Origin of the sequence: Rhodoferax sp. GW822-FHT02A01 (assembly GCF_038784515.1) — a bacterium.
GTDB lineage: Bacteria > Pseudomonadota > Gammaproteobacteria > Burkholderiales > Burkholderiaceae_C > Allorhodoferax.
Genome location: NZ_CP152376.1, coordinates 912,570 through 928,621, shown reverse-complemented (window position 1 = coordinate 928,621; position 16,052 = coordinate 912,570). Strand labels below are relative to the sequence as shown.

The following is a 16,052-nucleotide window of genomic DNA, read 5'->3' as shown; positions in this document are numbered from 1 at the left end:
GATAAGCCCATGAGCGCAACAGCTTACGCAAGCGGCCTCGAAAAATGCGAGGCCAATCATGTTCCCCTGACACCCTTGAACTTTCTGGGGCGAACTGCCGACGTTTACCCAAACCGCACGGCCATTGTGCATGGCAGCTTCCGCCAAACCTGGGCGCAGACACGGGAACGTTGCTATCGGCTGGCCTCGGCCCTTGTCCGGTTGGGAGCAGAGGTTGGCGACACAGTTTCCATCATCGCACCCAATACGCCAGCCATGCTGGAGGCTCACTTTGGCGTGCCACTGTCCGGTGCTGTCCTCAATGCCATCAACTGCCGTCTGGATGCCGAAGGGGTGGCGTTTATCTTGCGCCACGGTGAGTGCAAGCTGCTGCTGGTGGATCGTGAATTTGCGCCCCTGGTATCGAAAGCATTGCAGTCCGTACCCAACCCGCCGCGTGTCATTGACATCAACGATTCAGAAGCACCTGCCGGTCCGGCCATTGGAGAGACCGACTACGAGACGCTCCTGGCAAGTGGTGACCCTCAGTTTCCCGGCTGCTGGCCGAAGGATGAATGGACGCCCATTGCGCTGAACTACACATCAGGTACTACGGGTGACCCGAAAGGAGTGGTTCCAAGCCATCGGGGCACCTATTTAATGAGCCTCCTGCAAATGACGGACTGGGCCTTGCCCAGGGCACCGGTCTATTTGTGGACGCTGCCCATGTTCCATGCCAATGGCTGGTGTTTCACCTGGGCCATTACGGCGGCGGCCGGTACTCATGTGTGCCTGCGGCGGGTCACGGCAGCGAATGTGTTCGCCGCCATTGCTGAACAGGGCGTGGACCATTTTTGTGCCGCGCCCATTGTGATGGCTGGAATTGCCAGTACCCCGCAGGAGGAGCGCATCGCTTTGCCGCGCCGCGTACGGGTGCTAACCGCCGGTTCACCACCACCTGCTGCCGTTCTGGAGGCCGTGAAGACCATGGGATTTGATGTGGACCATGTTTTTGGCATCACGGAAATATCGGGCACGCCCGTGAGCTGTGCCTGGCAAGGCGAGTGGGATGCGCTGCCGTCCGAAACCCAGGGACGTTTGAAGGCACGCCAGGGTGTGCGTGCGGCAGCGTTGGAAAACGTGTGTGTTGCCGACCCGCAATCTTTTGAGCAAGTGCCACGGGATGCTGCGACAAGCGGTGAGATTCTGGTCCGTGGCAATACCGTGATGATGGGGTATTTGAAGAATCCGAATGCGACCGCCAAGGCATTTGAAGGCGGATGGTTTCACACCGGGGACGTGGCTGTTGTGCACCCCGACGGCTACATGCAGATCACCGACCGATCCAAAGACATCATCATCTCTGGCGGTGAAAACATTTCATCGGTTGAAGTTGAGGAGATCTTGTATCGCGTTCCCGGTGTTTTGAATGCTGCCGTAGTGGCTCAGCCCGATGAAAAATGGGGCGAGGTTCCCTGCGCCTTTGTTGAAATGAAATCGAATTCGCCTGCTTTATCCGAAGCGGAAATAATTTCCTTTTGCCGTGAGCGTTTGGCACATTTCAAATGTCCGCGCCGCGTGGTCTTCGTTGAGTTGCCCAAAACCGCCACGGGAAAAATTCAGAAGTTCCGCCTCAGGCAAATGGCGGGAAGCCGCGAGGCGATTACAAGACTGGCAGGCTGAGTTCATATCTCGTGACTGCTTGTCGTCAAGGCAACCACAGTGAAGTCTTTTTTAGGTACAGTAGTTGGTCGTCAAGTGCCGACCTTACTTCAATTTGCTTTCCCTGTTTGTAGTCATTCTGTATCGATATGTCTCAGCTCCGTCTGAGCAATGACTTAGTTAACGTAAATGTGCTTGTGTTGTGGAATGCATTCGGCCAATGCGGGTCCAAGGATTCCCTGTTTCGAATGCTATGCTGCCGCTAAACAGCAAGAAAGAGCCGATGCAAATCTCCATGCAAACCGCCTTCGCCCAAGCCCAACGGAGGGCTCTGATTTTGATTCTATGTATGGCGGCCACTGGCTGTGCACTGATTTCTGGTGATCGAGAAATTCCGATATCAGAAGCCGCGAAAGATCGCATGCACGACGCAGCTCCATCATTCCCACCAATTCTTCGTAATTCCGAAGGCCAATCAATGGTCTTTGTTGCAGCATTTGACGGAACTTTAAACGATCGTCTTTTCGTTCCAGATGACGAGAGTATGACCGTTATCGCAAAGCTTTATGACGCTATCGATGTTTCTAATGCTTCGGCTGGTCCAATTTCAAAGCATTATGAGAAAGGGCCGGGCTGCAGATTCGGTTTTAGTTGTTGGATTGATGCAATGACTGGATATAGCAGTGAGCATACTGCAATGATTGCATTGCAAGAATTACGGAACTTTATCCGAGACAAGTCGAATCAAATGGAACTTCGTGTAGTAGTACTGGGTTTTAGCCGAGGAGCTGCTACAGCACGTCATTTTTTAAATTTGGTCCAGCAAGAAAATAAAAATGGGTTTCTGCATGCGGCAGGTATCGCAACATGGTCTACTGCACTTCTATTTGATACTGTTGCCACTGGGCAGGAAGGCACTCTGAAACTTGGATTCCCTGAGAACTTGGAGTTCGCAGTCCACTATGTTGCACAGAACGAATCGCGGCAACTTTTTTCCCCCATCCTCGATAATGATGTCAACTTTAACGTAGTAGCATTAAGAAACGCTTACCCTGATCGACGGATTTGGACTATTTGGGTACCTGGCTCTCACTCAGATATAGGGGACTCATATCTGCGCGGAGCTGGACCACTCGTTGTGGCAAATGCAAAGGCTGTGCTGATCCAAATGGGATTGGTAAAACCGAAACCCATAGATCTTTGCCCCGATGAGCTCAAAGAGTGCCGGAGACTTGACGAAGGACTACATGACTCTCGAGGGTTGATAGATCGCCTTGCCGGGACGCCCTCTCCCTTTTCATGCGGTTTTCTTCGCAATATTGATCGTATCGAGAATGAGGAAATAGCCGAATTGGAAGCAAAATTGTTGATTGATCGAAGCCGTTTTCGTTGGGAACACAATCCAGCCGTGTCTGTATTGACATCCATACATACGCAATCCACTGAAAGCTATGTCATGGAGGGCAAGTTGGATTCAACAAGTTGGCTTGTCGTCAATCCGAAGTGGACTGGCTATGAGGGTTATGAAGCTCAGGTAAATAATGGAGCAAATGGATCGGAATTGATACTCGAAGATCCGATAAATTACGGTGTCAAGTTTCCGATTCCGAAAATCGTTTTCGAGGAACTAAAGCGGCAGGGAGGTAAGGCGTTGATTGAATTCAACATCCTTAAGCCCGGTGGTCCATGGTGGTTCGTCAACGGATGCCTGCCGGCCGAGTGATGGTTGGCATCGAGAACCCAATAGATTGAACCATAATTCGAATACTAGATGCTATTGTTAAAACAGACAAGCTTTAGCGGGTCGCGGAAATACTCACCGAATCTGAGCCGTCTTCACCGCTAAATTCGTTCTTCACGCTCCGCTTTCAAAATTTGGAATTCGGGCGTCCGATTCCAGTACTTTGAAGCGGTTTTCATGCTGTTTTGCACGCCATTTCTGTTGACGCCAGCGCAAATTTGACAGCGGACGCTGGAGATGACTGATACGGGAACGCAGGCGCTGCCAGCTCGCGCGCCCTTGGCGTCGACAACAGGCCCTCGGCACGGCGATGGAATAGCGGGTTGCCAAGTAGCATGCGTAGTCGAGACAAGGCAGCACTCATGGCTGGCTGACCCCCACGTGGGCAGCAGCCCGGGCGACATTCCGTTCTGCAATCAGCGCATCGAAGGCCACTAACAGGTTGAGATCAACGCCGTGAAAATCCACAAATCAAATAGTCACATATACGGTTTATCTGTTGCACAGATCATATCCAATTGCCCAAACTACGAGCCTTCCTAACCTGAAAGTGATTGCCATGACTACCCAGACCTCGACATGACCGACCGCCTGCGCACTGAGCGCCTAGCCGTCGAGGCCCTTTACCGAGCCTTCAGCGAAAAGGCCCCCGACCTCGTTGACGCTGTACTCGCTCCCGACTGGGACGACATCCCGTTAGCGCCCGGCCAGGGGTCAGGTCCGGCCGGCATCAAGCGATCATTCGCAGCTTCGGAGAAGCGTTTCCCAATGTGAAGGTGGTAATTCACGACCTCATCCAGTTGCCGGGCCGCGTGGGCGCGCGTGTGGAAATCACCGACACGCACCAGGGGGAGCTGTACGGCATCCCCGCCACCGACAAAAAGGTGAACTTCCGCTTGCACGAATTCCACACGATCGAGAACGGCTTGGTGAAGACTACCTGGCACATGGAGGACTGGTTCGGCCTGTTCCTGCAACTTGACCAGTTTCCACGACAAGCTTGAATCCAGGAGTCCCCATCAAGAAAGCAGCTCTGATTTCCAACATTGGTGGCCCTGAGGTCGTCACTATCGGCGACCTGCCAGTTGATGTAGTGCACATCCGCATCGAGACCGCTGGACTCAATCCCCTGGACGTGAAGATGATTACTGTCTACCTGCAGCAGGCCCTCCCGGTCACTCCGCCATAGTCAAGAGCTCAATGTAACAGTTTGACGCGGGAATAGGTTCGGTGAGTCCGCAGCGTGGTGCAACTTACTATGAACAGACTGCTTATCTCACAGAGTCGGCCGCTTATGTAACGAACTCTGCAAAATTTGCCCGGAAACCGGTTTGTCAATAAGCTCTTGGACAAATGTCGGTCCATGTACTTAGTATGAGGTGCCGGCAAAAAGCTCACCCAAGATGATTCATCACAATCTTTGTAGTTGATGATGAAACATCGTTACTGTAATGCAAACAGTTGGGTTTAAAAAATCATTGAAACAATGCAAGAACTGGAAAAGGGCAATGTATGAAAAAAGTGAGCAATCGCCAATTGGTCAATAGAAGTAGTTACCTGAAGTTGTTCAACAAAGCACTGGGTGGTCCCCCATCGATGCCTGATTGCCGTCATGCGGCACATGGTCTCTGGGTTGCAATGGGTTCATTACAGCGGGATTACATAGAGATTCCAGCCATCGAATTATACCAATGGAGGAGACGAGAAGGAAGTATCACCTATCCAAGCGGAACTATGTCTGAGTATCGGTTTGAAGAATGCAAACGCAAGCATCCACTATATGCGATAGCGATAGGATTATCTGATAATGACAATGGGTACTCAGATGTTGATATTGAAGTGGTCGCAACTGTTGGGGCATGGTTGGCACGTCGCCTCGTGGAAAAGTGGGAGCCAACATATCGTCAAATTCAACTGATAAATGCAGTGATTTTCAATCCAAGGGGAAGGGCAGCAATGAATTGGAGTCGAAACGACCGGCGTATGGCTTGTGATATCGCGATAGCAAACCTCATGGAATCCGTGCTAAAGAATGATGAGGCAGCCAAAGCTATGGGAATGAAACATCCATATTCGACATTTGAGAAATGTCTAGAAGATTGCAAGGATCGTGTGGGGAAACACAGGGTGCCGTTGTGCTCCCAATAGGTCAAAAAAATGGAGCAAACGTGGGGAAGAAGGAAAAAAGTGCCGAATTTAATTTCCAGCGCATTCAGACAAGCAAAAAGATGGTCGCCCTAGAAGACATCACGCCGATCGCGACTGGGCCTGTTGGCGAGTTGATGAAAATCATTCATCAGTTGCCATCAATTTATCCAAACTATTTTCAGCAGGCGCTTAATTACCTTGTCATTACAAACCCTGTCATAGTTGAAGCATATGATTTGAAATCTGAAAGAAAATATTGGCTGATTAGCGGTATGCGCACATATCAGGCCTTCATGGGTAAATATGGTAGGCGATATCGGATTCCAGTTGCTGTGGCGGAGAAAATAGAACAAAAAGACAGAGACGGAATGCAACTATTGGATTACATCAATTGTTATCTTTATCGTCAAGAAGGTGGTGTAGACAGTGGATATTTTTTGGGTGAATTAAAAGATAACAAAAATATCCACGATGTGGGCAGCAGTCTTCTGCCGTGTAGCACGATTGAGGAATTGGCAAGCCTTGTCGGCTTGGGAAGATCGGCTTTGTACGATCGTATTAGTGCAGCCAGGAGGTATGTCGTTGCACAAAAGGAGAGCTTGAATAAAAGGAATGTGGGGATTTCAGTAAAACTGCTGCCTCCACTTGGTGCATCTGGCAATCTAACTACCGATGTATCTAACTCTGTTAATGGAGATAAATAGATGGGTGAAAGTCTCGCCTTGGATTTGTTGGATGCACCACCAAAACAACCCCAAGTCTTTGAGGTTCTTGATTCCTTTGAACGAGCCCTCAATTTGCTGGAGGCAGTATCGGACTCTGATTCACGCTCAGGAATACAGAAAATTCTCGATGACATAGATGCTGTCAAGAAAAATCCTCACTTGATCGGGCGAGCTTCAGTGGAATCAACGCAGAATGAATCTCTTTACAGCTACAACAAGACTAACTCGCTATATTCACTTTTTAAATTTGAACCCGCTTCACCAGAAATAGAAAATATCTGGTACGCAATGGTTGCGACAGCATTGCCGGGCCTTTTCAGACTTGAACGTCGTCGAAAAGAGGATCCTATATCTCATGCGGACCATATGTATCAAGTTACATTGGCAATGAGGAATTTAAAAAAATGCTTCAACCATGAGAGGGTGTTGATGCTAGAAATGCCCGATGTGCCTACTTCAGCCCAAAAATACGCTGAAGAAATGGAGAAGGTATTTCAACATTTTGATATAAGGATGGAGAGCACAGGGAAATACCGACAGTTCTACTTAGTTCACAGACTACTGAGCTGGCAGGAAGGCGACGCATTAGTCGATGTCGTAGGCCCCGGGTATCGTCCAAGAACTGGGGAACGAGCTCCACGAAGAAAATCTACGCTAGATGCAGATATTAAGGAATATCAGCGTAAGACGTTTTTTGTGGATGAATCTCACACTGAAACACATATAAGGAAAATTTCTACATATTTTGAAAGGCCAAATCGAAGAGAGGCTGAACAAGAAAAGTTCGCCCCAGACCTTGAGGCCGAAATAAAACCAGTTGAATCAACGCTTGAGTTGCTTCCCGGTAAAGTTATGCAATATCACTTTCGACGGCAACGTGAGGGTGCTGGGCAGCGGGCGCGATATGCAGTGCAGGCTATTGAGTTGCAAAACCAACAACTCCCCATTACATATTCAAATTTGTCTGAGTATGAAATTCAACTCTTTCTGGAGAATCTAGATAGATGGAAATCATCATTGTGGCGAGTAATACCAAATGATAAGTTAGTAGAGGTTTCTCTGTGGGCGGCATGCAGATACTTGTTCTCCCGATCGCCAGATCAATTAATAAATTTGCGCATATCGACAAACGCTGAGACGCCAAGGTTGCCTACGTGGAATCCACAAACCAAGAGAATTACTTTTTCGACTTTGTCTCCAAAGCACAAAGCCAGTGCTTCTACCGCACTGAGCATTCCTGTCGGAGCACAACTGACACTGGAGGTGCCTACGCTAGTTCAGGTGTTGATTGAATTGGTAAAGGTTAAATCCGGACTAATTTTTAAAAGTTCTAAGGAAGAACTAGAGCGATACTTCTCGCTGCTGCTCAACTCAATAAATGCCAAATACAAAGTGGCGTTAAGCGCGCATAGGCTTCAAAATACTATGGCGGAGCACATCTCAACTTTGGCACCCAATGACCCTGTGCTTGCTTGCTACTTCACGGGCGCACCACCAAATTCGCATATGCCGGCGGTGTACTCTGCTGTACCCGAGAATCGAATTCAGCAACTCTTCATCCAAGCGTGGGAACGATACTCCGTGGCCTTAAAAGAAGACGATTGGGACGGAAGTAGGAATTTCGAACTCCCAAGTCTGATTGACTTTAACCATCAATTTGTGGGTTCCATGCAAGTTCCACAAAATGAGATGGTGAAAAGTACTGTGCATGATCTTTTGACACGATTAAACGCAGACATAGCTAACCCGGGCGTTAGCATATCGAGACGTCACAATTCGTATACGGCTTATGTTTGCTTCATGCTTCTGGTCCTGACCGGGATTCGTTCATTGACGACCTTATTGCCCGGAGCGATGGATGTAGATTGGAAATCCGGTATCTGTTTTGCGTCTGAGAAAGATAATAGTCGGTATAGCGAGGCCCGCTTGGTGTATATGTTGCCTTTGGTCGTTGAGCAGCTGCAAAGCTACCTACAACATGTGCGGCAGCTGCGCAAATATCTTGTGGCAAACGGTTCTGAGGCGCTTGTCAAATTAGATGCGAGACACGAGGAAATCAAGCTATCAAATCATATTCGCCCAGATCGGTCAGCCGATTTAAATTCGATTGATGGTGTTGCTCCGATGGTCTTCATGTTAGGCGAGTCAGGTTCCACCATGATTGAAGTCAAAGCTAAACAGCTTCAACAGTATATGGGTGACAAATGGTCCATGCGGATCGGTGCGACGCGGCATTTTATACGTACAGCATTATTGCTTGGTGGCACATCCGGTGAGTTGATTGATGCATTGCTTGGCCATTGGATTCGTGGTGCCGAGCCTTGGGGTGTCTACAGTAGCCTTCCGCCAAGGATATGGAAGTCCGAACTCAAAAGTCGTATTGATCAAATGGCTACACAATTAGGTTTCAAAGCACTGAAGCCGAACATTTTTCGATGAGCGCAGTAGGAAATGAATACTCGTCGCCAGACAGTTCGCAACTGACGATCAGGCAGGAGTGGCCTGAATGGGCGCGTGAGGTTGCACCACAGATTAGCAAAGGACGGCAGGATTTATTCACCGAGTTTCTTCATTGGATGTCCCAAAACGCCAAAGGTATTTGTATTGGGGAACCTGGAATCACATTGGAGAAGTCCGAGCATCAGCGCCTGCGAGACAAACTGTCTGCGGATTTGTCACGGGATGTGCGTGACGAGTTGTTATGTATCGAGTGGTGGAACAGACTAATTACAGCAGGATGTTCACAGGAACGTTGGAAGATAGAACTGTGCGGTGCTGTAGTTCGTATTCCACCGCCACCGACCACTTTCGTGCGGCGCGACTTTCAGTTGCTACAAACCTATCGGCAGTTGGAGCAAAAGTTTCAGCAGTTGCTGCAAGGTGTGATTGCCGACGTTCAGCTGTGCCACGCGGTGTTGCTTAGCGCTGTAGTTAATTGCGGCGTAACTGACTCAGACCTTTTGTCAGCGCTCGCCAAGTGGACGGGCATGTTCATACGAACATCACACGGGCGCATACGTGTTGTTCTTGAAATCACAAGGAACGGGCGCATTGCCAGAAGTCAGGCATGGTTTCCTGACTCAGTGACATCTACATTGCTGGTACGTTGTGCAGCGGCTGGATGCCTTGTAGCTGACCCGAAGGGCGTTGATCAAGATTCATCACAAAAGCTGTTGACCGCAATAGAAGTGTTTGGCTTACCAAGCATGGACGCTCCCGAACTGCTGCGAGCTGCGTCGGTTGCAACGGCAATGAAAATTCCGCCATTTTTGCGTGAGTACCTTGGCGGGGCGATTCGAGCTGCTTCGTTGTGCCAGGCAACCTGGCAGCGGTTGAATGGTTGGTCGTTTGTACCCCTAACGAAGGACAGTGACGCACTGGTCGACGTCGACACTTCCAATGTTGAAGTAGACCTGAGCGCTGTTACCAGTAAATTCAGTCCGGGTGCCAAATTTGTATCGCAAGGGTCCATCATCCGAGAAATTTTGCGCGCGCTGCGGAGCAGTAACCACGATGCGTTGGAGAAAATTGACGATGTAATCAGAAAAAATGGTACCTCGGTTTGGCCTGTGACACTCTGGCTTGCCTATTGGATACGGTGGCGCATTGGCGCGCCACTCAATGATAAACAGCCAGAAGTTGGTGCTGCCACAGTGGCACGAAGTACAGCGCACAGGTATCTGGCTACCATCGCACGACACCTCATTGCAGTTTGCGAATGCGAGGAACTCTTGCAGTTCGAGCAAGATGACTTTGAAGACTTGTACGAAATGGCGGCAGCTAGGCTGAAAACTGATGGCGAGCGGTCAAAGTTTTGGGGCTGTATCCACTCATTTCACACCTTTCTGACTTTTCGTGGTGCTCCGCCAATTCAGTTCGATGAATTGGATGGATACATGATGTCCACTAGCACAGGCGTTAGCGTCACGGCGAACTTGGTGAGTGAACGAGACTTTTTGAACTTCAAAACGGTACTTTTGAATACTGAACAACCTAATCTTGACAGCCCACGTGTCGTGACCTTTTTGGTCGGGATGCTGGGATTTCGATGTGGGTTACGGCGCCGCGAAATTCAGATGCTTTGGACAGATGATTTATTCGGTGACGACAATGCGGTGTTGGTCGTGAGGGCATCCAGACTGGCGACTCTCAAGTCACGCAATGCAAGGCGTCGTATGCCGTTAGCGGCACTATTGCCTGCAGATGAATTGAAGTTGCTATTGAGCTATCAGCAGCGACGTACTGCGCAGCTTGAAGGACATTCGGCCTTGCTCTTTTGCAATCCTGAAGCGCCTCGGGTCCCGCTCGACGACGTAGTGATGTTCCGGCCAATCACACAGATTTTTCAGCGAATTTGCGCAGGGTCTGGACCTCAATTCCGGTTTCACCACCTTAGGCACTCATTTGGCAACTGGTTGCTCTTACGTCTTCTTGCCGCGGACAACCCGGACTTAGTCAATAGCGATGAGCCTTTTCTCCCGCATAAAGATGAAAGAGACAATTGGACAAAGCAATTAAAGGAAAAGCTCTTTGTTCGCGCGCTTGGCACCGAATTACAGCCAAGTCGCAAGAACCTGTATCTAGTAAGCTCACTGTTGGGGCACCTTAGCCCAGATACAAGTTTGCGCCACTACCTTCATTTAATCGATTGGCTGGCTGGGCGTGAAATTGAACTTGCCTTGGCGGAAGCCCTCAAGGGATGGTCTGCTGAATCACTACGCAATCTTTGTGGCCTCTCGCCGTCTGCACCGTACAAACCGCCCTACAGGGCATTAATCAAAAAGCCGATCGAATTCTTGCGTCAGTTTGTCTTTCAGCGTGCGCCGAAGGAGTGGGTAGAAGTAAAGTCTATGGATTTAGGTCCAATTGATTTTTCGGACATTGTCGAAAGATTGGGGCAACCCCTGTTACCAGGGCCTTCACGCATGATGGTATTACTGGCCAACATGGTGACGGCGGCTTCGGATCCCGGCTGGCAACGAAAGAGCGGGAAGTCCTCACTTGCCATGCAAGCAGTGCTTGAGAGATTGGAACGTAATCACTGCATTCCCGAAAAGCAACTACTCAGCCTGTATGAGGATTATCTCAAGCTGCACGCCAAGCAGTCGATGGGAGAAGCAAAGGTGCTGCTAAGGATTCCCGGACCGCCCCGCACGGTTGAGGATAGATTTGAATTTTGGCGCATCCTAGATGTGTCGGTTGCCGCGCGGGAAAAGCCACACCGATGGGCTGCAATGGTTTGTGCCGCCGGCTTTCTTGTGAATAGAAACGGCCCAAAAAGCGGTAACGTGTATTTTGGAAAGCGTTGGGCATCAGCGCCAGTGGTGGTAGATGGACTCATTGCCATGGGTGTTCCAGTGACCAAGCTGGAGCTGATTGTCCGAGAGGAGATGCCTGGCGCTAAGCGTGCTTTGCAAATGCGTGAAATAGCTGATCAGGTCGCACAGCGCGGGGTGACAACACGAGTCGATAAACTCGATTGGGAAAAGCGTAAGTCTGCAGGTGCGACATTGTTGCTCCGCATTAGTGATGAGCGCGATTCTAGGAGTACACACAAAAAGCCCCAGAGATTTCTGGGACGGATGATGGGGGTAAATTACGCTGCGATTTGGGTGTTGTTTGTTGAGTCAATACAGGCGGTGAAGACAAAGGCTCTTGCTGATTGTGTTCAGCTGCAGTAGGTTTGAAATGACGAGTCGCACTAATGTTCCGAGTAAGGCAGCTTTAACACATTTCGGCAATTTTTGGCGCATTCGGTCAAATTTGCACCGATGCCAATACAGCAGGGATCCCGATCTAGGTTGGAAATGAGATATCCAGAACTACCACTGAGATACGTGCGCGTTGAGCCTCCTGCATCTGCGAAGTCAAGCGTTCGGTCAATTCTGAAGGAGAGGATGGTTTGCGCCCTCCGTCCCTCGGCGGTGTCATGTTGGATTCTCCTGTCCACAGTACCAGATAGATTCCATGCCCCTGAGACTTATCCTTGGTGTATTGATGATCGAGTTGATCGGTAAGTCCAGTCCAAAGTGCTGGGTTCCATTGACCTTTGATTTCGATGGGCAGGTCGATCTGAGAACCTTTTGACAGCATGATGTCTACGCGCTTCTCTGATTGCACCTGTGCCTCCGGAATGCAGGTGATGCCTTTCAGATCCAGGTGGGGCTGAAGTCGACTAAGCAGCAAATCGCGACAAGTATTCTCACTGACATGTATCAGCGCTTGGTTGCCTTTTCGATCAGATGCCTCTTTCCAAAAGTTTCGAATATAGTTGTCATTGCCGTTGCGGATTTCGTGCGCAATCTCGCCAAACAGGTCAATTGCCATTACCTTCAGATCAGACGGGTTCGCAGGCACGGCATTGCGCAAAATTTGGACGACATCATCGAGGTCGGCGTATCTGTAGTTCCGTTCGCGCAAGTGATTGATGGCCTGCTGCTTGTAGTCAGACAAAATTGGCTTGAGTGCTTGCAAGGAGGGTAGATTTTCAAGACGTGCAAGTTCTTGGACAGCCTCGCGCGTCCCTTGTTGAGTCAGACTTGAGATAAACGCGCGTACCGTGTCGCCAAGGCGCATTGCATCCGTGACCCAACCACTTCCTGACGGCCATTCCATTTGGGCAATGGGTCCCAATATCTCAATTAGCCGGGCCAACAGCTTTGCACCGAACCCAATGTCTGCCACACCACCCAATACGCCAGTTGAAAGCAACGATGCAACAGCCTGTGCGTGCAGCTCCGAACTTCCGAGTCGCTCCAGTAGGTCTTGCTCATATTTAGGGGCATCAACCATACTGCCCAGTGTGATCCAGTAAAGACGCTGCATCTTGTCAAGACTTCGTCTTGCTAAGCGACTGGTGCAGACCCGCCGTATATCTGCAGGGCATCGGCGGACGAAGATCTTGATCAGTGTTTCTAGTTGCTGTAATTGGGTCTTGTTGGAACGACTAGGGAACGATAGCAATATTTCAGGGAGTGACTGGCGAGCGACGTCCGTGAATGCTTCATTGGTGCTGAGCTCATGGAATCCTGTTACAAATTCACTCTGCCCAGCAATGTCTGCTTTAACAAAGGTGATAAGTGCACTGGCTGCAGCGGCAGACCGACGAGGTGCTATCTCCATGTACCATGCCGGTGTCTTGTCCAAGCCATATGAAAGCCAATACCCACATAGCAGTTCAACTTTTGATTCAGGTAAGGACTCAAACACCTCCGGATTCTGCGCCCACAGTAAGTCTGTGCCAACCAGGGTGGGAAGCACAAGAAAGTGAACCTTCTTTTGTTGGCGAAGCTTGATCACCTGCGGCAGTGACGGTAAATCGTTGCGATCCATACAAGCAAGGAATCCGCGCTTGGCGCACTCCAGCAATTGTTGATGGTTTTCAGCGTAACTCTCAAAACGGGACTCGGGGTTATCGCCAGGAATGTCTTGAAAGTGTCCGTACCAGACTTGCGCTAGATGGTGCATCAAGTTGGGCGGAGCGGATCCATCGTTTATCGCGGGTAAGTGTGGGGCGACACGTTCCGTGCGTAATCGCCGTTGGTCCTCTCGTTCGTGGCGCCGGGCAATAGTTGCTTCTTGATGGTCGAAATGCCATTCGGGAAGTTGGCAACTTAACATCGGTAGCAGCAGCGACCGGCGGTGCGCGGCCTGGCTTGCCCATTCAAATAGCGCATCCAAGTTCAATCCGTCGGCGCATCTTCCATAAGCAAGTGCGTTGATTACCTCTCCCAAAAGAACCTCGCGCATTGGCTCAGCGTCAAATTCATCTATCAATTCCAGGTGCCAGATTCCAAGGTCTGAGGGTGGCGGTATGCCTTCGAACATTCGCTGGAGCCGAAAGACAGCCATGCGCGGTTTATCGGCGCTGGCGAACTCGTTATAACCAATTCGCAAAATCGATTTGTATCGGTTTGGGCGATCAGCGAACCAGGCATTGATGGGGGTGCGCCCTTCGAGTGGTTGGTTGTTTGTCCCGTATTCGTCACTGCAAAGATGCATCCACCGATAAAGAACGTCATCGACAGTATGGTCGCCGCACTCTTGGAAGGCTCGTCCTAACACGGCGGTGGCCATTCGAGAAAAGTTGCGAACTTGGGTATTCCCGAGTTCAAGATCATCGCGCCTGAGCAGGTGTTCGATCAGCCTTGGAAGGTCTGAGCTTTCCGTGCGCTGTGCAAATTCGTGGTCCCAAAAGTACGAGAATGTGCCGGTTAGGCGGTCGTCCTTGCATTGGTGCAGATGTTTTAGTGCTCCGTCGAGGCCCATGTTGTCTGGATAGAGATGCTGCAACAATATTCCGGCCAGCTCGTCGTTAACATCTATAGTGGCGTTGCTTTCAATGGCGCGCAACAATTGAATTGCTTCCGTAACTGATTGGGAATGCTTTAGCGCTGCAGTGCAGGCCTCACCCCTAACCCATTGCCAACGTGATGTGTCCGCTGCTATCGACCATAGAGTTGAGAGCATCTCTTCGTCGTATTTGCATGTCGTCTGTTGCAGCACCCTGATCAAGAACACTGTCTGATGTTGTGCATCGGTGCTTCTGTTAGTGTCTGCCAGCCGCTGAATGAACAAGCCTTGCAGCGATTCATCCCATAGTTGCCCCCAATAGGTATTCCTGTCAAAGCTAGATGCAAGCGCCCGAATCTCCTGGTTTTTGGCTAGAAGGGTGTTCAGAAGCAAGGTCTTGTCACTAACCGGTAGCGTAGCCGGGTCACCGTATTGGGCCACGGATATTGGATCGTCTAGGATTAGGCGTTGACGAAAAGAGATGCCCAGCGTTGTCAGCCAGCCGTACAGGCCTCGCAGGCTGGATATCGGTTTGTTGTCGTTGCCCAGGAGAAGGTTCCGAATTCGGGTTAGTGACAGCTGCTTTTGGTCAATCTGCTGCGCCATCCATTGGGCAGCCAGAAACTCCGCGATGGTCCGGTGGGCAGGAACAAGCCGGTCGGCAACTTGGGCTGGTTTGAATAGCAGGCTTCCTAGTGCTGCTTGGCCGTGCTGCATATCCAGGGGCTGTAAGGCTTGCAATTCAGGAAAACGCCGGTTAACGGATGAGCGGCGGACAGCGATCCCGTCCAGGTCGGACAACAGGAGTGTTGCGCAAAGTTGGCCTGCCGAGGTCAGAATTTTTTCCTCGCTAATGCCAACTTGCTGATTACGTTGGTGCTTATCTTCTCTGCGCTCTCTGGCCATGAGCCCGCTGGCGGTTTGAAATAGCTCCGTTTTGGTGGTGGCATGAAGGCCACTTTTCGCAACTTCTGACCACAACTCGAGTAGGTGAGGGTTGCGTAGGAACAAATCTGCTCCGGCCGTGCGGGCGGAGGAAATCATGTCTTGTGCCAGTTTGACGTCGCCCAATATGTTGGCGATTTCATCGTCGTCAAGGTCGATCAAGGCGTAAAGCGGAATCTCGAAGTTAGCAACTTCGGACTTTAATGCATCCCGATCACTTGCTCCCAACCAGTCCGCAGCACGGCAGGAGATGCGAAATTTTGGCTTCCCAAGCTTGCGTAATTCACTGCGGATGCGATGGATGACGCTGCTGTCGCTGGGTTGTGCACGTGCCTCGTCTAAACCGTCAATGAAATAGGTGGCATCGGCGCCCTGGTCAAGATAGAGCCCATGTATGAACTCAGAAGCCGATACCAACACGCCGCCACAGGCATGCGCCTCGCTTCTGAATGCTTCAGTTTTGCCAGACCCGGGCTCTCCCAATAGCACCCAGGCTGGGACTTCCCGTAGATCCTCGATCGGCAGGGATGGGTACTCCTGTTGATCATTTTGGGAATCGC

Annotated in this window: 9 protein-coding genes and 1 pseudogene; 8 read left to right on the top strand and 2 right to left on the bottom strand. The window is 50.4% G+C overall.

The genetic code is table 11. From position 1 onward, the window contains the following. Positions 1–9: 9 nt before the first annotated feature. Entirely contained in the window at positions 10–1,662 is a 1,653-nt protein-coding gene (locus tag AAGF34_RS04420) for an AMP-binding protein (protein WP_342621030.1), read from the top strand. A gap of 274 nt (positions 1,663–1,936) precedes the next feature. Then, on the top strand, positions 1,937–3,364 hold the full coding sequence (locus AAGF34_RS04415) for a DUF2235 domain-containing protein (RefSeq protein WP_342619421.1): 1,428 nt from the start codon (positions 1,937–1,939) through the stop codon (positions 3,362–3,364). A 274-nt stretch (positions 3,365–3,638) separates the two neighbouring features. Here AAGF34_RS04415 and AAGF34_RS04410 read toward each other — a convergent pair. Continuing rightward, a pseudogene (locus AAGF34_RS04410) lies at positions 3,639–3,850 on the bottom strand (LysR family transcriptional regulator); the annotation flags it as partial. A gap of 302 nt (positions 3,851–4,152) precedes the next feature. Between AAGF34_RS04410 and AAGF34_RS04405 the strand changes: the two are divergent. The 6 genes from AAGF34_RS04405 (at position 4,153) to AAGF34_RS04380 (ending at position 11,936) form a co-directional block, all read left to right on the top strand. Then, complete coding sequence (locus tag AAGF34_RS04405; RefSeq protein WP_342619420.1) at positions 4,153–4,386, top strand: ester cyclase; 234 nt, start codon at positions 4,153–4,155, stop codon at positions 4,384–4,386. Next, positions 4,383–4,571 carry a hypothetical protein gene (locus AAGF34_RS04400; protein WP_342619419.1) on the top strand — a complete coding sequence of 63 codons (189 nt, stop codon included), beginning with the start codon at positions 4,383–4,385 and terminating at the stop codon, positions 4,569–4,571. The genes AAGF34_RS04405 and AAGF34_RS04400 overlap by 4 nt, the downstream gene beginning before the upstream one ends. Before the next feature lie 323 nt (positions 4,572–4,894). Beyond that, positions 4,895–5,530 (top strand): hypothetical protein, encoded by a 636-nt coding sequence (locus AAGF34_RS04395; RefSeq protein WP_342619418.1) that lies wholly within the window; start codon positions 4,895–4,897, stop codon positions 5,528–5,530. Between the two features lie 20 nt (positions 5,531–5,550). Continuing rightward, positions 5,551–6,234: a hypothetical protein gene (locus AAGF34_RS04390; RefSeq protein WP_342619417.1), complete on the top strand. Its 684-nt coding sequence runs from the start codon at positions 5,551–5,553 to the stop codon at positions 6,232–6,234. Continuing rightward, positions 6,235–8,694, top strand: a complete 2,460-nt coding sequence (locus AAGF34_RS04385; RefSeq protein ID WP_342619416.1) for a hypothetical protein — start codon at positions 6,235–6,237, stop codon at positions 8,692–8,694. Continuing rightward, positions 8,691–11,936, top strand: coding sequence for a hypothetical protein (locus AAGF34_RS04380; protein ID WP_342619415.1), 3,246 nt, complete (start codon positions 8,691–8,693; stop codon positions 11,934–11,936). Before AAGF34_RS04385 ends, AAGF34_RS04380 begins: the two co-directional genes overlap by 4 nt. A gap of 115 nt (positions 11,937–12,051) precedes the next feature. Here AAGF34_RS04380 and AAGF34_RS04375 read toward each other — a convergent pair whose 3' ends face one another. Continuing rightward, positions 12,052–15,912 carry a hypothetical protein gene (locus tag AAGF34_RS04375; protein WP_342619414.1) on the bottom strand — a complete coding sequence of 1,287 codons (3,861 nt, stop codon included), beginning with the start codon at positions 15,910–15,912 and terminating at the stop codon, positions 12,052–12,054. Positions 15,913–16,052: the final 140 nt, after the last annotated feature.